Below are 19,501 nucleotides of genomic sequence, written 5' to 3'. Positions count from 1 at the left end.
CGGCGTGCAGAAGCCAGATGGCATGAAACCCAAGTTCATTGGCCGTAATCGCAGCCATGGCGCGATTGCTGCGCCGTATCCCGGCGAACAGACTGAACCCTCAGCGCCGCCACGGCGCACCGTCAAGAGGAGAGCAGCATGACCCGCATCGCCGGCATCCAGATTCCCGACAGCGCCCTCGCCCGGGCCACCACCGAATACATTCGCGACATTGAATCGGACCTGCTGTATCACCATTCCCGCCGGGTGTTCCTGTTCGGCGCCTTGAGCGGCCAGCGCCAGCAGTTGGCTTACGATCCGCAGCTGCTCTACGTTGGCGCGATGTTCCACGACCTCGGGTTGGTGGAAGGCTACCGCAGCGACGATGAGCGCTTCGAAGTGGACGGCGCGAATGCCGCCGCGGCCTTCCTCAAACCCTACGGGTTGAGCGATGACGACATCGAGCAAGTGTGGCTGTCGATCGCGCTGCACACCACGCCCGGGGTGCCGAAGCACCTGCGGCCCAACGTCGCCCTGGTGACCGCTGGCGTGGAAATGGACGTGCTGGGCATGGATTACGCCGCGTTCCCCGCCGCACAGCGCGACGCCGTGGTGCATGCGCATCCCCGGGGAGAAGGCTTCAAGGAGTGCATCATCTGCGCCTTCGCCGACGGCTTGCGGCATCGTCCACATACCACCTTCGGCAATGTGAAGACCGATGTGCTGAGGGATCAGGAGCCGGGGTTCAAGCCGATGAACTTCGTTGAAGTGATCCGCAGCTCGCCCTGGAATTCATAGCCAGCACACCCCGCCACTATCGCGAGCAGGCTCGCTCCCACAAGGGGATCTGCGCTGAGCCACGGATTTGCGGGCAAAAAAAAACCAGTGGGAGCGAGCTCGCTCCCACATTTTGGTCCCAGAGTCGGTTAGGCCGAAGCGGTTTCCGCCCGGCGTACTTCCGGTTGCTTCCAGGAATCGGCGGCGCTTTCCTCGATCGCTTGCTGGATCGCCCGCTTGCGGTTTTCTTCGGCACGGCGGCTGAAGTACCAGACCAGGAAGGTCACCAGGGACACCGCCAGCAGGATCAAGCTCGCCACGGCGTTGATTTCCGGTTTCACCCCCAGGCGCACCGCCGAGAAGACTTCCATCGGCAAGGTGGTCGAGCCAGGGCCGGAGACGAAGCTTGCCAACACCAGGTCGTCGAGGGACAGCGCGAACGACATCATGCCGCCCGCCGCCAGCGACGGCGCGATCATTGGAATGGTGATCAGGAAGAACACCTTCCACGGCCGCGCGCCGAGGTCCATGGCCGCCTCTTCGATGGACAGGTCCAGCTCACGCAAGCGCGCCGAGACCACCACCGCCACGTAGGCCGCGCAGAACGTCGTGTGGGCGATCCAGATCGTGACGATGCCACGTTCCTGGGGCCAGCCGATCATTTGCGCCATGGCCACGAACAACAGCAACAGCGACAAGCCGGTGATCACTTCCGGCATCACCAATGGCGCTGTGACCAGGCCGCCGAACAGCGTCCGACCCTTGAAGTGGGTGATGCGGGTCAGCACGAAGGCCGCCAGCGTGCCCAGGGCCACCGCGGCAATCGCCGTGTAGCAGGCGATTTCCAACGAGCGCATCACCGAGCCCATCAGCTGGCTGTTGTCCAGCAGGCCGACGTACCACTTGACTGACCAACCGCCCCACACCGTCACCAGTTTGGAGGCGTTGAACGAGTAGATCACCAGAATCAGCATCGGCGCGTAGATGAACAACAGACCCAGCACCAGCATCAGGCTTGAAAAACTGAAGCGCTTCATTACTTGCCCTCCATTTCTTTGGCCTGACTGCGGTTGAACAGGATGATGGGCACGATCAGGATCGCCAGCATCACCACCGCCAAGGCGGATGCCACCGGCCAGTCTCGATTATTGAAGAATTCCTGCCACAGCACTTTGCCGATCATCAGCGTTTCCGGGCCGCCCAGCAGTTCCGGAATCACGAACTCGCCCACCACCGGGATGAACACCAGCATGCAGCCGGCGATGATGCCGTTCTTGGACAGCGGCACGGTGATCTTCCAGAAGCTGTTGAAGGTGCTCGAACCCAGGTCCGACGCGGCTTCCAGCAGGCTGGCATCATGCTTCACCAGGTTGGCGTAGAGCGGCAGGATCATGAACGGCAGGTAGGAATAGACCACGCCGATATAAACCGCCAGGTTGGTGTTGAGAATTTGCAGGGGTTCGCTGATCCAACCCATGCTCATCAGAAAGCCGTTGAGCAAGCCGTTGTTGCTGAGGATACCCATCCACGCGTAGACGCGAATCAGGATCGCGGTCCAGGTCGGCATCATGATCAGCAGCACCAGCACCGTCTGCATCTCTTTGCGGGCGTTGGCGATGCCATAGGCCATGGGGTAGCCGATCAACAGGCACAACGTGGTGCTGATCAGCGCCATCTTCAGCGAGCCTAGATAGGCGGAGATGTACAGCTCATCCTCGCTGAGCATCACATAGTTGCCAAGGTTGAGCAGCACCTGCAGCTTCTGGTCGATGTAGCTGTAGATTTCGGTGTAAGGCGGGATCGCCACGTCGGCTTCGGCGAAACTGATCTTCAGGACGATGAAGAACGGCAGCATGAAGAACAGGAACAGCCAGATGAAGGGCACCCCGATGACCATCTGACGGCCACCGGGCGTTATTCGGGCGAGTCGGCGTTTGAACTTGCGCATGTTCATGAGCGAAGCACCACGCCGCTGTCGTCTTCCCACCAGACGAATACCTGGTCGCCCCAGGTCGGACGCTGGCCTCGGCGTTCGGCGTTGGCGACGAACGACTGCACCAGCTTGCCACTCGGCAGCTCGACGTAGAACACCGAGTGGCCGCCCAGGTAGGCGATGTCATGGACCTTGCCACTGGACCAGTTGTGCTCGCAGGTTGGCTGCTCGGGCGTGACCAGGAGTTTTTCCGGGCGGATGGCGTAGGTGACGGACTTGTCCTGCACCGAGGTGCTGATGCCGTGACCGACGTAAATGTTGCGGTCCAGGTCCTTGCACGTCAGCACCGCGTGGCCCTCGGCGTCGTCCACCACTTCGGTCTCGAAGATGTTGACGTTGCCGATGAATTCACAGACCAGGCGGCTGGTCGGGGTCTCGTAGATATCGATCGGGCTGCCGATCTGGGCGATCCATCCCAGGTGCATGATCGCAATGCGCTCGGCCATCGTCATGGCCTCTTCCTGGTCGTGAGTCACCATCACGCAAGTCACGCCGACCCGCTCGATGATCTCCACCAGCTCAAGTTGCATCTGCGAGCGCAGCTTCTTGTCCAGAGCGCCCATTGGCTCGTCGAGCAGCAAGAGTTTGGGCCGCTTGGCCAGGGATCGGGCCAGGGCCACGCGCTGGCGCTGGCCACCAGAGAGTTGGTGCGGCTTGCGCTTGGCGTACTGGCTCATCTGCACCAGCTTGAGCATTTCAGCCACGCGGGCATCGATCTCGGCTTTCGGGATCTTGTCCTGTTGCAGGCCGAAGGCGATGTTCTGTGCCACGGTCATGTGGGGGAACAAGGCGTAGGACTGGAACATCATGTTGATCGGCCGCTCGTAGGGCGGCAGGTCGGTGATGTCCACGCCATCGAGGAAAATCCGCCCCTCCGTGGGCCGCTCGAAGCCTGCCAGCATGCGCAGCAAAGTGGATTTGCCCGATCCCGAACCGCCGAGCAAGGCAAAGATCTCGCCTTTCTTGATTTCCAGGGACACGTCGTCCACGGCAATCGTCTCGTCGAACTTCTTCGTGACCCGGTCGATCTTGACCAGCACCTGCTTGGGTGTCTGGTCGCCCTCGAGGGCTTTCTTATAGGCGCCGGAGGCAACTGCCATTTACGAAACTCCCACAAAATTTGCAGCTCGCCCAAGACGGGCGAACCTTGGAAAAGTTAGAGCGCTTGACGCTATTTACCCGACTTGACCTTGGTCCAGCTGCGGGTCATGAGTCGTTGGATCTTGGGCGGCAACTCGGAGTTGACGTAGAGCTTGTCGACAACCTCCTGCGGGGGATAAACCGCTTCGTCGGTGCGCACTTCCTGGTCCATCAGTTCGCCAGCCTTGGGGTTCGGGTTGGCATAACCGACGTAGTCGCTCACCTGGGCGATGACCTCAGGCTTGAGCAGATAGTTGATGAACGCGTGGGCCTCCTTGACGTTGGCGGCGTCGCGTGGGATTGCCAGCATGTCGAACCAGAGGTTGCCGCCTTCCTTGGGAATCACGTAGGCGATTTCGACGCCCTTGCCGGCCTCGCTGGCACGTTCACGGGCCTGGAAAATATCGCCGGAGAACCCGGCAGCCACGCAGATGTTGCCGTTGGCCAGGTCCGAGATGTACTTGGATGAGTTGAAGTAGGTCACGTAAGGCCGGATCTTGAGGAGCTGGGCCTCGGCCTTCTTGTAGTCTTCGGGGTTCTGGCTGTTGGGGTCCAGACCCAGGTAGTTGAGCATCGCCGGGATCATCTCGTCGCCCGAGTCGAGGAACGAAACGCCGCAGCTGGACAGCTTCTTGATGTTTTCCGGTTCAAACAGCATGGCCCACGAGTCGATTTTTTCGACACCCAGTACCGCCTTGATCTTCTCGACGTTATAGCCGATGCCGTTGGTGCCCCACAGGTAAGGCACGGCGTATTGATTGCCCGAGTCGTTTTTTTCCAGACGCTTGAGCAGCGAAGGATCGAGGTTGGCGTAGTTCGGCAGCTGCGATTTGTCGAGCTTCTGAAACGCCCCGGCCTTGATCTGCTTGCCCAGGAAATGGTTGGACGGCACGACCACGTCGTAACCGGTGCGACCGGCCAGCAACTTGCCTTCCAGGGTTTCGTTGGAATCGAACACATCGTAGACCGGCTTGATCCCGGTGGCTTTCTCGAAGTCTGCCAGGGTGGATTCGCCGATGTAGTCCGACCAGTTATAAATATGCACGGTGGAAGCCGCTTGGGCACTGACAGCGAGTGTCAGGCCAGCACCGACCAGCAAGGCGTTGCGCAACAAAGAAAAGACAGGCACGTGGAGGTCCTCTTAAATAGTTGGGCCCAAGTTGCCCCCGTTACCGGGCAACGATATGCCCTGCAACAAAACCGGCGCGCAACTTACCCTCGATAAACCGATCCAGCAAAACTTTTAGTTATTTAATTGCTCCTGTTGCCGCCCTCCCGGGGACGGCGACAACCGGAGCGTGCTTCAAGCCGGCTTATTTGCCGGATTTGATCTTGGTCCAGCTGCGGGTCAGGATCCGCTGGGTCGCCGACGGCAGGTCGGCGATGGCGTACAGCTTGGCCTTCACTTCGTCCGATGGGTAGATGCTCGGGTCACCGGAGATTTCCTTGTCCACCAGCGCGGTGGCGGCCTTGTTGCCGTTAGGGAAACGCACGTTGTCGGTGATCTCAGCCATGATTTCCGGCTGCATGATGAAGTTCATCCACTTGTAGGCGGCTTCGACGTTTTCGGCATCTTTTGGAATGGCGACCATGTCGTAGAACGAACCGGCACCTTCCTTCGGAATGGTGTAGGCCACTTTCACCTTGCCGCCAGCTTCAGCCGCACGGCTCTTGGATTGCTCGATATCACCCGAGTAACCCACGGCCACGCAGATGTTGCCGTTGGCCAGGTCCGAAATGTACTTGGAAGAGTGGAAGTAACCGATCGATGGGCGCAGCTTGAGGAACAGTGCTTCGGCTTCGGCCAGTTGCTTCTTGTCCTGGCTGTCGGTCGGGTAGCCGAGGTAATGCAGAGCCACGGGAATCATTTCGGTTGGCGAATCGAGGAAGCTCACGCCGCAGCTCTTGAGCTTGGCAATGTTCTCGGGCTTGAGCAGCACGTCCCAGGAGTCGATCTTGTCGACGCCCAACGCGGCCTTGACCTTCTCGGGGTTGTACCCGATGCCAATGGTGCCCCACATGTACGGAAACGCGTGCTTGTTGCCCTGGTCGCTGGCATCGCCGACGGCCTTGAGCAGGTCGGGGTCCAGGTTCTTCCAGTTCGGCAGCTTGGACTTGTCCAGCTCCTGGTAGACGCCGGCCTTGATCTGCTTGGCGAGGAAGTTGTTCGACGGCACCACGACGTCATAGCCGGATTTGCCGGCCAGCAACTTGGCTTCCAGCGTCTCGTTACTGTCGAATACGTCGTAGACGACCTTGATCCCCGTTTCCTTCTCGAACTTGGCGACCGTGTCCGGCGCGATGTAGTCGGACCAGTTATAGACGTGCAGCACCTTGTCGTCCGCCTGGACGGCGCCCGCCATCACGCCCATCAGGGACATGGCGAGGAGGGTCTTGCCAGCTAACTTCATACCTAATGTCTTCATGCCTAATGCCTTCATGAAAAGTGCTCCAGTTATTCTTCTTGGCCACGGTTGCGTAGCCGGCTCTCTGGCAACTTGAACAGCGGGGGTAGTCTGGCAAGTTACAGGGCAAGCTTTCAACAAAAGCCCAGCCTTTTGTTCACGCTGGGCGAGGCCCATGCCGGCACCTCGCTCAGAGCCTAGCACTTAGCCCTGTAACGCACTGAGCGTCAGGTCCAGGCATTGCCGCGCCTTGGCCACCAGTTCGTCGATCTCGGCCTTGCTGATCACCAGCGGTGGCGCAATGATCATGGTGTCGCCCACGGCGCGCATGATCAGCCCATTATCGAAGCAGAACTGCCGGCAGATCATGCCCACGCCCTTGCCTTCGTAACGCTTGCGCGTGGCCTTGTCCTGGACCAGCTCGATTGCCCCCAGCAAACCGACGCCGCGCACTTCACCCACCAGCGGATGATCGTTCAGTTCCCGCAGACGTTGCTGCAAATAGGGTGCCGTCTCGCCGTGGACACGCTCTATGATCTTCTCGTCGCGCAGAATCCTGATATTTTCCAGGGCCACTGCCGCAGCCACCGGATGGCCGGAGTAGGTGAACCCGTGGTTGAAATCGCCGCCTTCGTTGAGCACCGCAACCACGTCGTCGCGCACAATCAGGCCACCCATGGGGATGTAGCCGGAGGTCAGGCCCTTGGCGATGGTCATCATGTGTGGTTTCAACCCGTAATGGTCGGTACCGAACCACTCGCCGGTGCGCCCGAAACCACAGATGACCTCGTCGGCCACGAAGAGGATGTCGTACTTGGCGAGGATTTCCTTCATGCGCGGCCAGTAGCTGTCCGGTGGCACGATCACGCCACCGGCGCCCTGGATCGGCTCGGCGATGAACGCACCGACGTTATCCACGCCGATCTCGAGGATTTTTTCTTCCAGCTGATTGGCCGCCCAGATGCCGAACTCTTCAGGGCTCATGTCGCCGCCTTCACCGAACCAGTACGGTTGGGCGATGTGGACGATGCCCGGGATCGGCAGGTCGCCTTGCTCGTGCATGTAGGTCATGCCGCCCAGGCTCGCGCCGGCCACGGTCGAACCGTGATAACCGTTCTTGCGACTGATGATGACTTTCTTGTTCGGCTGGCCCTTGATCGCCCAGTAGTGGCGGACCATGCGCAACATGGTGTCGTTGCCTTCGGAGCCAGAGCCGGTGAAGAACACGTGGTTCATGCCTTGCGGCGCGATATCGGCGATGGCCTTGGACAATTCCAGCACGGGCGGGTGAGCGGTCTGGAAGAAGAGGTTGTAGTACGGCAGCTCACGCATCTGTTGGCTGGCGGCGTCCGCCAGTTCATCGCGACCGTAGCCAACGGCCACGCACCAGAGGCCGGCCATGCCGTCGAGAATCTTGTTGCCTTCACTGTCCCAGAGGTACACGCCCTTGGCGTGGGTGATGATGCGCGGGCCTGTCTCTTTCAGTTGCTTGAAGTCGCTGAACGGTGCCAGGTGATGATCGCTGCTAAGAGCCTGCCATTCGCGAGTTTGCGGGTTGTTGCGGGTCATGCGAATTCTCCTTTATTCCATGAGGGCGGGGCCTATGGCAGCCCCGCCCGGCGCATCAGACGGCAAAGAGCAGGAATTCCCGCTCCCACGAACTGATGACGCGCTTGAAGTTTTCATGCTCGGCCCGTTTGACCGCGACGTAGCCCGTGATGAATTTCTTGCCCAGGTACTTCTCGATGGTGGTGCTGTTCTCCATGCGTTCCAGGGCGTCTTCGATGGTCAGCGGCAGGCGCAGGTTGCGGCGCTCATACCCTCGACCCACCACCGGCGCGCTCGGGTTGATGCCTTCGACCATGCCGATGTAGCCGCACAGCAGGCTGGCGGCAATCGCCAGGTACGGGTTGGCGTCGGCGCCCGGCAGGCGGTTTTCCACCCGACGGTTCTGCGGCCCGGCATCCGGCACCCGCAGGCCCACGGTGCGGTTCTCTTCGCCCCACTCCACGTTCACCGGCGCCGAGGTGTCGGGCAGGAAGCGGCGGAACGAGTTGACGTTGGGTGCAAACAGCGGCAACAGCTCAGGGATGAATTTCTGCAGGCCGCCGATGTGGTGCAGGAACAGATCGCTCATGGTCCCGTCTTCATTGGAGAAGACGTTCTTGCCTGTTTCCTTGTCGATAATGCTCTGGTGCAGGTGCATGGCGCTGCCCGGCTCGCCGGTCATGGGCTTGGCCATGAACGTGGCGGCCACGTCGTGCTTGAGCGCGGCCTCGCGCATGGTGCGTTTGAACACCAGGATCTGGTCGGCCAGGGACAGCGCATCGCCGTGACGGAAATTGATTTCCATCTGCGCGGTGCCGTCCTCGTGGATCAGTGTGTCGAGGTCCAGCTCCTGCAATTCGCACCAGTCATAGACGTCTTCGAACAGCGGGTCGAATTCGTTGGCCGCTTCGATCGAGAACGACTGGCGACCGGTTTCCGGCCGGCCGGAGCGGCCGATCGGTGGTTGCAGCGGAAAGTCCGGGTCGTCGCTGCGCTTGGTCAGGTAGAACTCCATCTCCGGCGCGACAATCGGCTGCCAGCCCTTGTCCGCGTAGAGCTTGAGCACCTTCTTCAATACGTTGCGGGGCGACAGCTCGATGGGGTTGCCCTGCTTGTCGTAGGAGTCATGGATCACTTGAGCGGTGGGCTCGATGGCCCAGGGCACCAGGAAGACTGCGTTTTCGTCCGGGCGGCACATCATGTCGATGTCGGCAGGGTCGAGCAGTTCGTAATAGATGTCGTCTTCGACATAGTCGCCCGTTACGGTCTGGAGCAGGACGCTCTCGGGCAGGCGCATGCCTTTTTCGGCAATGAACTTGTTGGTCGGCGAAATCTTGCCCCGGGTGATGCCGGTCAGGTCGCCAATCATGCATTCGACTTCTGTGATCTTGTGGTCTTTCAACCAATCGGTGAGCTGGTCGAGGTTGTTACTCATAAATGCCTCTAGGCGTGAGTTTCCTGGCTGCTATTAGTAGTCAGGCGTTGTTTGACGCATCGGCGTCGCGTTGTGTTGCCCTTGCTCGGCAGGCATCGCCAAATGCCTGGAAAATCGCAAGATAGTTCGGATTAGAGCCTACCGCCCATTCCGGGTGCCATTGCACACCTAAAGCAAAAGCCTTGCCTTGTACAACCGAGACGGCTTCGATCAGGCCATCCGGCGCCAGCGCTTCAACCCGCAGCCCCGGTGCCAGGCGCTCGATGCCCTGGCTGTGAATCGAGTTGACCTCAATGTGCGGCGGCAGGCCCAGGGCCGCGAGGACCCCGCCTGGCTGGACATGCACGGCATGGGCCGGGCCGTATTGAATGTCCACCGGCTGGGTGTCGTCTTCACGATGATCGATGAAGGTTCCGACTTCATGAACTTTCTGATGCAGGCTGCCGCCAAAGGCTACGTTCATCTCCTGGAAACCCCGACAGATGCCCAGCACCGGAACGCCCGCATCGACGGCAGCGCGTATCAGTGGAAGGGTAATGGCATCCCGTGCAGGATCATGGGCAGTGCCTGGCGCGCTGGCGGGGCCTTGATAGTGAAAAGGTTCTACATTGGAAGGAGAGCCGGTAAAAAGAATACCGTCCAGGGCGTCCAGAATATCGGACGGTGCGAACAGATCCGCCAGGGAGGGAATCAGCACTGGCAAACCCTTGGCGGCTGTTGCGACAGCCCGGGCATATTTGTCGCCAGTGGTGTGATACGCATGCAAACCGATCTGCCTGGAGCAGGTGGTGACGCCGATTAACGGCAGGCGAGACATGAAGCACCCCGGTATTATTGCTGTTATGGGTTTGAATCGAGCTTAGCCTTGTTCATTTTTTTACACAACACCCCCGTAAAAAATACAACACGGCACGCTCAAGCCTGCGGGCGCGAAGGCCCTCAAAAGAAAAAAAACGCCCCAAACTGCCTCAAAAATGCCCCTCGGGTGCTTTTTTAGGGCACAAAAGGCCCAGCTTGACTTCGGCATGCCGTTCGGGTTGACTGGCTTTCGAAGAGATCAATGATTGATATTTTTAACAACAAAGGTGTTGCATCATGTCGGTACCCCCGCGTGCCGTTCAGCTTAACGAAGCGAACGCGTTCCTTAAGGAACATCCTGAGGTTCTGTACGTTGACCTTCTGATTGCGGATATGAATGGTGTGGTGCGCGGCAAGCGCATCGAACGCACCAGCCTCCACAAGGTTTACGAGAAAGGCATCAACCTGCCGGCCTCTCTATTTGCCCTGGATATCAACGGCTCGACGGTGGAAAGCACCGGCCTGGGCCTGGACATCGGCGATGCCGACCGCATCTGCTATCCCATCCCCGGCACCCTGAGCAATGAACCCTGGCAGAAGCGCCCGACCGCGCAACTGCTGATGACCATGCACGAACTCGAAGGCGACCCGTTCTTCGCCGACCCTCGGGAAGTCTTGCGCCAGGTCGTGACCAAGTTCGACGAATTGGGCCTGACCATTTGCGCGGCATTCGAGCTGGAGTTCTACCTGATCGACCAGGAGAACGTGAACGGCCGTCCGCAACCACCCCGCTCACCGATCTCCGGCAAACGCCCGCATTCGACCCAGGTCTACCTGATCGATGACCTGGACGAATACGTCGATTGCCTCCAGGACATCCTCGAAGGGGCCAAGGAGCAAGGCATTCCCGCCGACGCCATCGTCAAGGAAAGCGCCCCGGCGCAGTTCGAAGTGAACCTGCACCACGTGGCCGACCCGATCAAGGCCTGCGACTACGCGGTACTGCTCAAGCGGCTGATCAAGAACATTGCCTACGACCATGAAATGGACACCACCTTCATGGCCAAGCCGTATCCGGGCCAGGCGGGCAACGGCCTGCATGTCCACATCTCGATCCTGGACAAAGACGGCAAGAATATCTTTGCCAGCGAGGATCCCGAGCAGAACGCCGCGCTGCGTCACGCGATCGGCGGTGTGCTCGAGACCCTGCCCGCGCAGATGGCTTTCCTCTGCCCGAACGTCAACTCCTATCGTCGTTTCGGCGCGCAGTTCTACGTGCCGAACTCGCCGTCCTGGGGCCTGGACAACCGCACCGTGGCCTTGCGCGTGCCGACCGGCTCAGCCGATGCCGTGCGCCTGGAACACCGGGTTGCCGGCGCCGACGCCAACCCGTACCTGCTGATGGCCTCCGTGCTGGCGGGCGTTCACCACGGCCTGGTCAACAAGATCGAGCCCGGCGCGCCGGTCGAAGGCAACAGCTACGAGCAGAACGAGCAAAGCCTGCCGAACAACCTGCGCGATGCCTTGCGCGAACTGGACGACAGCGAAGTCATGGCCAAGTACATCGACCCGAAATACATCGATATCTTCGTGGCCTGCAAGGAAAGTGAGCTGGAAGAGTTCGAACATTCCATCTCCGACCTTGAATACAACTGGTACCTGCATACCGTGTAAGCGGTTGCGGTAAAAAAGAAACGCCGCAGACCTTATGGCCTGCGGCGTTTTTTTATGTCTGGGCGGGTGGCCGCCTTCGGCCGATCGCGAGCAAGCTCGCTCCCACAGGGATTTTCAGCGCACATGATTCAAGGGGCACCGCACACTCAATGTGGGAGAGCGCTTGCTCGCGATGACGGCCTGGCAGACAACACAAGAACCGACTCGTACAATGCCCGCCAGCCCCGCAGGAGACGTCCATGACGCGCATCGCCACCCCTCGCAAACCTCGCGCACGCAGCCAGGCCCGGATCGACTCGATCCTCGATGCCGCCCGTACGCTGCTTGCCGCCGAAGGCGTGGCCAGCCTGTCGATCTACAGCGTCGCCGAACGCGCGGGGATCCCGCCCTCCTCCGTCTACCACTTCTTTGCCAGCGTCCCGGCACTGCTCGAAGCCCTGACCGCCGACGTTCACGCCGCCTTTCGCGCCTGCCTGCAAGCACCTATCGACCATGGCGCGCTGAACCATTGGCACGACCTGTCGCGGCTGGTGGAACAACGGATGCTGGTGATCTACAGCGAGGACGCCGCCGCTCGGCAACTGATCCTGGCCCAGCATGGCCTCACCGAAGTCACCCAGGCTGACCGCCAGCACGACCTGGAACTGGGGGCGTTGATGCACACCGTGTTCGCCCGGCATTTCGAGCTGCCGACACTGCCCTCCGACGTCGACGTATTCGCCCTGGCCATGGAACTGGGCGACCGCGTCTACGCCCGCTCGGTCCAGCAACACGGCCAGATCACTCCGCGAATGGCTGAAGAAGGCATGCGTGTGTTTGACGCGTACCTGGGGCTGTATCTGCCACCGTATCTGCCCAAGCGCCCTGATTGATCGTGCCCACGCTTCGCGTGGGAACGATAAGCCCCGAAGGGCTCACGCCGTCCGGGGCCCGGGGTAAAACACGGATCACAACTTGGCGATCGACACCTCGGTGGATTTGACGAAGGCAATCACTTCGCTGCCGATCGCCAACTCCAACTCCTTGACCGAACGCGTGGTGATGACCGACGTGACGATGCCCGAAGCGGTCTGCACATCGATTTCCGACAGCACGTCGCCTTCGACGATTTCCTTGATGGTGCCTTTGAACTGGTTGCGTACGTTGATGGCTTTGATGGTCATGGTGTCGATTCCTGTCTGGATGAAGTTATTGCGCCCAACGCAACTGCGTGGGCAAGGGTGAAACGGGTTCGGGTTCCGGCGGTTGGCCGGGCAAGGACAGCACACGGTTGAGAACTTCGGTTTCCAGGCTCGCCAGGCGATGCGAGCCGCGAGCACGGGGGCGTGGCAGGTCGATGGCCAGGTCGAGGCCGATCTGGCCGTCCTCGATCAGGATGACCCGATCGGCAATCGCCACTGCTTCGCTGACGTCATGGGTCACCAGCAGCACGGTAAAGCCGTGTTGCTGCCACAGACGCTCGATCAGTTGCTGCATTTCTATCCGGGTCAAGGCATCAAGCGCGCCCAAGGGCTCGTCCAGCAACAACAGGCGCGGTTGATGGATCAGCGCGCGAGCCAACGCCACCCGTTGCTTCTGGCCGCCGGACAACGCCGCCGGCCATTCATGGGCACGATCCGCCAGGCCCACGGCATCGAGCGCCTGCAAGGCTTGTGGCCGCCAGTTGCCCTTCAGGCCAAGGCCGACGTTGTCGATGATCTTCTTCCAAGGCAGCAGACGCGCTTCCTGGAACATCAGCCGAGTGTCTTCTCGCGCGGCGCTCAGCGCTGCCGAGCCGGCCAGCAACTGGCCGCCCGAGGGCTGATCCAACCCGGCCAACAAACGCAGCAAGGTGCTTTTACCGCAGCCACTGCGCCCCACTACCGCGACGAACTGCCCAGCCGGGATATGCAGGTCGATGTCACGCAATACCTGTCGCGAGCCAAACGTCTTCTGAAGATTGCGCACCGCCAGCGGAATGCCTCGCAGCAGGCGCGGTGGTTGTTGGGCGGTCATGCGACACCTCCCTTGTTCACTTGGTAGGCCGGATGCCAGCGCAGCCAGACCCGTTCAAGCCCACGGGCGGCGAGGTCAGCCAGCTTGCCAAGCACGGCGTACAGAAGAATCGCCAGCACCACCACATCGGTTTGCAAGAATTCCCGGGCATTCATCGCCAGGTAACCGATGCCGGAACTGGCCGAGATGGTTTCCGCCACGATCAGCGTCAACCACATGAAGCCCAGGGCAAAACGCACACCCACGAGGATCGAAGGCAAGGCACCCGGCAGGATCACCTGGCGAAACAGGCTGAAACCGGACAAGCCGTAGCTGCGGGACATTTCCACCAGCGCCGGGTCGACGTTACGGATCCCGTGGTAAGTGTTGAGGTAGATGGGAAACAGCGTGCCCAGCGCCACCAGGAAAATCTTCGCCGACTCGTCGATGCCGAACCACAGGATCACCAGCGGAATCAATGCCAGGTGCGGCACGTTCCGCACCATCTGCACAGAGCTGTCCAGCAGCCGCTCGCCCCACTTCGACAGGCCGGTGATAAAGCCCAGCGCGAGGCCGATACCGCCGCCGATCAGGAAGCCGACCGCCGCGCGCCAACCGCTGATGGCCAGGTGAGTCCAGATCTCGCCGCTGCGCACCAGGCTCACGCCAGCCTCGATCACTGCCACTGGCGCCGGCAGGATCCGCGTGGAGAGCCAGCCGGCCGATACCGACAATTGCCACACCGCCAATAACAGCAGCGGCACCGCCCACGGCGCCAGGTTGTGGATAAATTTCTTCATGGCCGCCTCAACTCTGGGACGCGGCTTTGGGCAGAATGTCGTTGGCGACCATCTCACCGAACGGGCTCACGTAGCCCTGGCTTTTTGGCAATTGCGGGCGTTCCACGTCCAGGTGCGGAAACAGCAGCTCCGCCACCCGATACGACTCTTCCAGGTGTGGATAACCCGAGAAGATGAACGTGTCGATGCCCAAGTCGGCGTACTCCTTCACCCGCGCGGCCACGGTCGGGCCATCGCCCACCAGCGCCGTCCCGGCACCGCCGCGAACCAGGCCGACACCGGCCCACAGATTGGGGCTCACCTCCAGTTTGTCGCGGCGACCGCCGTGCAGCGCGGCCATCCGCTGCTGACCCACCGAGTCGAAGCGCGCGAGGGAGGCCTGGGCGCGAGCGATGGTTTCGTCGTCCAAATGGGAGATCAAGCGGTCGGCCGCTTGCCAGGCTTCGGCATTGGTTTCCCGCACGATCACATGCAGGCGAATGCCGAAGCGCACGGTGCGTCCTTGCTTTGCGGCCTTGGCCCGCACCTGTTGGATTTTTTCGGCGACGGCTGCGGGCGGTTCGCCCCAGGTCAGCACCATTTCCACCTGCTCGGCGGCCAGGTCCTGGGCAGCTTCCGACGAGCCACCGAAGTACAGCGGCGGGCGCGGTTGCTGGATCGGCGGATAGAGCAGCTTGGCGCCCTTCACGCTGATGTGTTCGCCGTCGTAATCCACGGTCTCGCCTTCCAGCACCCGGCGCCAGATCCGGGTGAATTCCACCGAGGCCTGGTAGCGCTGTTCGTGATCGAGGAACAGCCCGTCGCCGGCCAGTTCGTCCGGGTCGCCGCCAGTGACCAGGTTGAACAGCGCGCGTCCTCCCGAGAGTCGATCCAACGTCGCGGCCTGACGCGCCGCCACCGTCGGGGAAATGATCCCGGGCCGCAGGGCTACCAGGAATTTCAAGCGCTGGGTCACCGGAATCAGGGAAGCGGCCACCAGCCAGGAGTCTTCGCAGGAACGCCCGGTAGGAATCAGCACGCCGCCGAAACCCAGTCGATCGGCCGCCTGGGCAATTTGTTGCAAGTAACCATGATCGACGGCGCGGGCGCCTTCAGCGGTGCCAAGGTAATGGCCGTCGCCGTGGGTGGGCAGGAACCAGAAAATATTAAGGCTCATGGAGTGGTCTCCTAAGGGATCGAATTACTGCGCGTTCGCAACGGCCGCCGGCGGCGTCCAGATCACGTCCTTGATGCTCAAGGGCTTGGGAATCAATTTGAGCTGGTAGAAGCTGTCGGCGATTTTCTGCTGCGCCGCGACGACTTCCGGCGTCAGGAACAACGCCCCGTAGCCTTGCCGCTTGACCGAGGTAAGCGTGATATCGGCAGGCAAGCCGAGCAGCGGCGAGACCTGCCGCGTCACGTCTTCAGGATTGGCCCTGGACCACTCCCCTACCGCCCGCACCTCTTCCACCAGAGCCGTAATCACCTGGGGATTTTTCTGCGCATAGGGTTTGGTGGCGAGGTAGAACTGGTGGTTGTCAACGATGCCTTTGCCGTCACGCAGGGTGCGCGCCTGCAATTGCTGCTCAGCGGCGGCCTGGTACGGATCCCAGATCACCCAGGCGTCCACGCTGCCTCGTTCGAACGCCGCGCGGGCATCGGCCGGTGGCAGGAAAACCGTCTGGACGTCGGTGTATTGCAGGCCCGCATCTTCCAGCGCCCGTACCAGCAGGTAATGGACGTTGGAGCCTTTGTTCAGCGCGATTTTCTTGCCCTTGAGATCCTGCACCGATTGGATCGGCGAGCCCTTGGGCACCAGGATCGCTTCACTGTTGGGCGCCGGCGGCTCATAGGCCACATAGAGCAGGTCCGCGCCGGCTGCCTGGGCAAACACCGGCGGGGTTTCGCCGGTCACGCCAAAATCGATGGAGCCGACGTTCAAGCCTTCAAGCAGTTGCGGGCCGCCAGGAAACTCGGTCCATTGCACGTCCACGCCTTGGGCGGCGAGGCGTTTTTCCAGGGTGCCCTTTGCCTTGAGCAGCACCAGGGTGCCGTACTTTTGATAACCGATCCGCAAGGTTTCGGCTTGAGCCTGGGTGATGACGCCGAAGGACACAGCCGCAGCAAACAGAGCGACCAGCCCGCGACGCAAAATGACAGTGCGCATGGCGCCTCTCCTTTTTGCTATGGGGTTTTGGCTGCACCTGCTGGGCCGTTGGCGGCTGAGTAAGGTGGAGTTGAATCAGGGATGTAGCGCGTCAAATGCTCCAGCGAGCACTCAACAGACGTTCGTTCAGTACGCTGGGATCCAACGGTTTGGGCCGACGGGCCATGGCGCTGTAGAACTGCTCCAGCGCTTCATCCAGGCGCTGTTGCAAGGCAGGCGTCAACCGCGCTTGAGCGCTGCCTTCGCCGTAGGCTATCTGGTTGTCTTCAGCGAAGATCCCATGGAGCATCTCCTGGGCCTTGAGCGCCGACAGTACCGGCTTGAGGGCATAATCCACCGCCAGCATGTGGGCGATGCTGCCACCTGTCGCCATGGGCAACACCACCTTGTGGGCCAGAGCCCGTTCCGGCAGCAGATCAAGGACGGTCTTCAACGCACCGGAAAAAGACGCCTTGTATACCGGCGTGGCGATCAACAGGCCATCGGCGTTTTCGATCTGTGCCAGCAGGTCTACCACCTTGGGACTGTCGAAGCGGGCATGGAGCAGATCCTCGGCCGGGAAGTCCCGTACCTGATAACTCACCACTTCCACACCTTGATGTTGCAACCAACGTTGCGAGCGCTCCAACAGCACACCTGAACGTGAGCGCTGGCTGGGACTGCCGCCGAGCGAGACAACCAACATGCCAACTATTCCTTAAGAGTCGTGCGCGATTCGCGGTGGGCGATCTCGCTGTATGGACCAAACCATAACAGCGCTTTGATATATCTTTAAATCATATTTGTTCATTTACTTATTCAATATGGAACTATACGAATGTCTTTTCGTTGCACATAAAAAAGGCCGTCGAAACGGCCAAAATCCTTGGTGCACTGAAGATCAATTTGTGGGAGCGAGCTTGCTCGCGATAGCGTCGGAGCTGCCAGCGTCGATGTAGGCCGGTAAAACGCCATCGCGAGCAGGCTCGCTCCCACAGGTTCGCGTCAACGATTAGGTTGAGGCGTGAGGCGCAGATAGGGCTTCACGGCACGGTAGCCCTTGGGGAAGCGCTGCTTGAGTTCTTCTTCATCCTTGAGCGACGGCACGATCACCACTTCATCACCGTCCTGCCAATTGGCGGGCGTGGCGACTTTGTAGTTGTCGGTCAGTTGCAGGGAATCGATGACCCGGAGGATTTCATTGAAGTTGCGTCCGGTGCTGGCCGGGTAGGTGATGGTCAGGCGAATTTTTTTGTTCGGGTCGATCACGAACAATGAGCGCACGGTCAAGGTGTCGCTGGCGTTGGGATGGATCAGGTCGTACAGGTCGGACACCTTGCGGTCGGCATCGGCCAGGATCGGGAAATTGACCACGGCGTTCTGGGTTTCGTTGATGTCGTCGATCCACTTGTGGTGCGAGTCCACCGGGTCCACCGACAGGGCGATGGCCTTGACGCCGCGTTTGGCGAACTCGTCCTTGAGCTTGGCAGTGAGACCCAACTCGGTGGTGCACACCGGGGTGAAGTCCGCCGGATGGGAGAACAACACGCCCCAGCTGTCGCCGAGCCATTTGTGGAAGCGAATCTTGCCGGCGCTGGAATCCTGTTCGAAATCGGGGGCGATGTCGCCGAGTCTGAGGCTCATGATGCGGCTCCTGAATGTTTTTGGAGCCCAACTGTGCACCGCTTTTCGTTGCTTTAAAAAGAATGAATACCCATTTATTTAGATCATTAAGAAATATAAAAAACTGTTCACTGGTGCCGCAGCGCATAGCGGCCCAAGATCATTCCCGAGGTTTCGAGAAGGCCTCGAGTGCTGAAAAGAGGAGAAGGTTCGGGAAAGGCTACAGGGGTGGGCCGGACCCGAAACGCAAAAGCCCCGCCGGGCGTGATGCCGGGCGGGACTTTTTTGTTTTGTAGGTACATTTCGGAAATTGTTGACGCGATCTCCGGACGAGCGGCTAGGATAGGCAGCATGAACGCTCATGCCTTGTTGACTCACTTGCAAAATCATCTGCCTGACCTGTTGGCTGTTTACCTGTTCGGCAGCCACGCCCAGGAGACCGCCGGGCCTGACAGTGATGTGGATTTGGCTGTGCTGTTGTCAGGCAAGGTCGACCCAGTGTCGTTGTGGCAACTTTCAGGCGATTTGGCGGACATCGCTGGCAACCCGGTGGATCTGATTGATCTACGGGCGGCCTCCACCGTCATGCAGCACCAGATCGTGACCCGAGGCCGAAGACTCTGGGCCAAGGACGTACAGGCGGGGTTGTTCGAATGCTTCATTCTCAGCGAGAAGACTGCTCTCGATGAGGCTCGAGCGCGATTGCTCAAGGATATCCAGGAAGAAGGCAGGGTGTATGGTCGATGATGTACTGATCAATAAAGCAGCAAGCATCGAGCGTTGCGTTGCCAGGGTGCAGGGAGGAATACGAGAAGGACCCCGCTACCTTTGCTACGGATTTCACTCGCCAGGACTCGGCCGTCCTGAACATTCAGCGTGCCTGTGAAGCCGCGCTGGACATGGGACAGCATCTGATTCGGCGTGAACGATTGGGGGTCCCGCAAAGCGCCCGCGATACGTTCGAGTTGCTTTTTCAAGGCGGTTGGGTCGAAGAAGGTCTGGTGAAAAACCTGAAGAACATGGTGGGGTTCAGGAATATCGCCGTGCATGACTACCAAGCCCTGCAATTGCCGATCATGGTCGCGATCATTACCGGCCATCTGGATGATTTCCTGGCGTTCAGCGCATTCATCCTGCGTAAGGACGCGATGGAACCCAGGGGATAAGGCGATAGCCGGCTCGTTGAGCCAAAAACGCAAAAGCCCCGCCGGGCGTGATGCCGGGCGGGGC

At 60.4% G+C, this 19,501-nt stretch carries 19 protein-coding genes and 1 pseudogene; 5 read left to right on the top strand and 15 right to left on the bottom strand.

Annotated elements, in window-relative coordinates:
- Positions 1 to 138 precede the first annotated feature (138 nt).
- Positions 139 to 777, top strand: a complete 639-nt coding sequence (locus tag J3P81_RS01340; RefSeq protein ID WP_434561743.1) for an HD domain-containing protein — start codon at positions 139 to 141, stop codon at positions 775 to 777.
- A gap of 128 nt (positions 778 to 905) precedes the next feature.
- On the opposite strand, the gene J3P81_RS01335 is transcribed toward J3P81_RS01340, so the two are convergent.
- The 8 genes from J3P81_RS01335 to J3P81_RS01300 all read right to left on the bottom strand — a co-directional run bounded on the left by J3P81_RS01335 (position 906) and on the right by J3P81_RS01300 (position 10,094).
- Positions 906 to 1,793 carry an ABC transporter permease subunit gene (locus J3P81_RS01335; RefSeq protein ID WP_420765075.1) on the bottom strand — a complete coding sequence of 296 codons (888 nt, stop codon included), beginning with the start codon at positions 1,791 to 1,793 and terminating at the stop codon, positions 906 to 908.
- Positions 1,793 to 2,710, bottom strand: a complete 918-nt coding sequence (locus J3P81_RS01330) for an ABC transporter permease subunit (RefSeq protein WP_420765076.1) — start codon at positions 2,708 to 2,710, stop codon at positions 1,793 to 1,795. Before J3P81_RS01330 ends, J3P81_RS01335 begins: the two co-directional genes overlap by 1 nt.
- The gene (locus J3P81_RS01325) at positions 2,707 to 3,849 is read right to left on the bottom strand and encodes an ABC transporter ATP-binding protein (RefSeq protein ID WP_420765077.1); all 1,143 of its coding nucleotides are present in this window, start codon (positions 3,847 to 3,849) and stop codon (positions 2,707 to 2,709) included. Before J3P81_RS01325 ends, J3P81_RS01330 begins: the two co-directional genes overlap by 4 nt.
- A gap of 71 nt (positions 3,850 to 3,920) precedes the next feature.
- Positions 3,921 to 5,018, bottom strand: coding sequence for a polyamine ABC transporter substrate-binding protein (locus J3P81_RS01320; protein ID WP_434561741.1), 1,098 nt, complete (start codon positions 5,016 to 5,018; stop codon positions 3,921 to 3,923).
- 184 nt (positions 5,019 to 5,202) lie between these two features.
- The gene (locus tag J3P81_RS01315) at positions 5,203 to 6,300 is read right to left on the bottom strand and encodes a polyamine ABC transporter substrate-binding protein (protein WP_420765174.1); all 1,098 of its coding nucleotides are present in this window, start codon (positions 6,298 to 6,300) and stop codon (positions 5,203 to 5,205) included.
- Positions 6,301 to 6,498: 198 nt separating this feature from the next.
- Positions 6,499 to 7,863, bottom strand: coding sequence for an aspartate aminotransferase family protein (locus J3P81_RS01310; RefSeq protein WP_434561739.1), 1,365 nt, complete (start codon positions 7,861 to 7,863; stop codon positions 6,499 to 6,501).
- Positions 7,864 to 7,918: 55 nt separating this feature from the next.
- Positions 7,919 to 9,277 carry a glutamine synthetase family protein gene (locus tag J3P81_RS01305; protein WP_030138097.1) on the bottom strand — a complete coding sequence of 453 codons (1,359 nt, stop codon included), beginning with the start codon at positions 9,275 to 9,277 and terminating at the stop codon, positions 7,919 to 7,921.
- A 40-nt stretch (positions 9,278 to 9,317) separates the two neighbouring features.
- Entirely contained in the window at positions 9,318 to 10,094 is a 777-nt protein-coding gene (locus J3P81_RS01300; RefSeq protein WP_434561737.1) for a gamma-glutamyl-gamma-aminobutyrate hydrolase family protein, read from the bottom strand.
- A 278-nt stretch (positions 10,095 to 10,372) separates the two neighbouring features.
- On the opposite strand from J3P81_RS01300, the gene J3P81_RS01295 reads away from it, so the two are divergent.
- Together J3P81_RS01295 and J3P81_RS01290 are read left to right on the top strand one after the other, a co-directional pair.
- The gene (locus tag J3P81_RS01295; RefSeq protein ID WP_420765081.1) at positions 10,373 to 11,749 is read left to right on the top strand and encodes a glutamine synthetase family protein; all 1,377 of its coding nucleotides are present in this window, start codon (positions 10,373 to 10,375) and stop codon (positions 11,747 to 11,749) included.
- Positions 11,750 to 11,988: 239 nt separating this feature from the next.
- Positions 11,989 to 12,621: a TetR/AcrR family transcriptional regulator gene (locus J3P81_RS01290; protein WP_434561735.1), complete on the top strand. Its 633-nt coding sequence runs from the start codon at positions 11,989 to 11,991 to the stop codon at positions 12,619 to 12,621.
- 75 nt (positions 12,622 to 12,696) lie between these two features.
- Here J3P81_RS01290 and J3P81_RS01285 read toward each other — a convergent pair whose 3' ends face one another.
- The 7 genes from J3P81_RS01285 to J3P81_RS01255 all read right to left on the bottom strand — a co-directional run bounded on the left by J3P81_RS01285 (position 12,697) and on the right by J3P81_RS01255 (position 18,292).
- Positions 12,697 to 12,912, bottom strand: coding sequence for a TOBE domain-containing protein (locus J3P81_RS01285; protein WP_003177394.1), 216 nt, complete (start codon positions 12,910 to 12,912; stop codon positions 12,697 to 12,699).
- 25 nt (positions 12,913 to 12,937) lie between these two features.
- On the bottom strand, positions 12,938 to 13,744 hold the full coding sequence (gene ssuB, locus J3P81_RS01280; protein ID WP_434561733.1) for an aliphatic sulfonates ABC transporter ATP-binding protein: 807 nt from the start codon (positions 13,742 to 13,744) through the stop codon (positions 12,938 to 12,940).
- Complete coding sequence (ssuC, locus tag J3P81_RS01275; RefSeq protein WP_434561731.1) at positions 13,741 to 14,523, bottom strand: aliphatic sulfonate ABC transporter permease SsuC; 783 nt, start codon at positions 14,521 to 14,523, stop codon at positions 13,741 to 13,743. The genes ssuB and ssuC overlap by 4 nt, the downstream gene beginning before the upstream one ends.
- 7 nt (positions 14,524 to 14,530) lie before the next feature.
- Complete coding sequence (ssuD, locus tag J3P81_RS01270) at positions 14,531 to 15,679, bottom strand: FMNH2-dependent alkanesulfonate monooxygenase (RefSeq protein WP_420765085.1); 1,149 nt, start codon at positions 15,677 to 15,679, stop codon at positions 14,531 to 14,533.
- Between the two features lie 24 nt (positions 15,680 to 15,703).
- Complete coding sequence (locus tag J3P81_RS01265; RefSeq protein WP_434561729.1) at positions 15,704 to 16,669, bottom strand: sulfonate ABC transporter substrate-binding protein; 966 nt, start codon at positions 16,667 to 16,669, stop codon at positions 15,704 to 15,706.
- A gap of 91 nt (positions 16,670 to 16,760) precedes the next feature.
- A complete protein-coding gene (ssuE, locus tag J3P81_RS01260; protein ID WP_434561727.1) occupies positions 16,761 to 17,354 on the bottom strand; it encodes an NADPH-dependent FMN reductase in 594 nt (197 codons plus the stop codon).
- Between the two features lie 299 nt (positions 17,355 to 17,653).
- Positions 17,654 to 18,292 carry a peroxiredoxin gene (locus tag J3P81_RS01255; RefSeq protein ID WP_434561725.1) on the bottom strand — a complete coding sequence of 213 codons (639 nt, stop codon included), beginning with the start codon at positions 18,290 to 18,292 and terminating at the stop codon, positions 17,654 to 17,656.
- Between the two features lie 330 nt (positions 18,293 to 18,622).
- On the opposite strand from J3P81_RS01255, the gene mntA reads away from it, so the two are divergent.
- Both mntA and hepT read left to right on the top strand, forming a co-directional pair.
- On the top strand, positions 18,623 to 19,018 hold the full coding sequence (mntA, locus tag J3P81_RS01250; RefSeq protein ID WP_420765088.1) for a type VII toxin-antitoxin system MntA family adenylyltransferase antitoxin: 396 nt from the start codon (positions 18,623 to 18,625) through the stop codon (positions 19,016 to 19,018).
- Positions 19,008 to 19,437: pseudogene (gene hepT / locus J3P81_RS01245) on the top strand (type VII toxin-antitoxin system HepT family RNase toxin). Before mntA ends, hepT begins: the two are co-directional and overlap by 11 nt.
- Positions 19,438 to 19,501 lie beyond the last annotated feature (64 nt).

The organism is Pseudomonas sp. R1-6, assembly GCF_051132115.1.
Classification (GTDB): Bacteria; Pseudomonadota; Gammaproteobacteria; order Pseudomonadales; family Pseudomonadaceae; genus Aquipseudomonas.
Note: the sequence above shows the minus strand (reverse complement) of the source record. Positions and strands in the feature narration are given on the sequence as shown.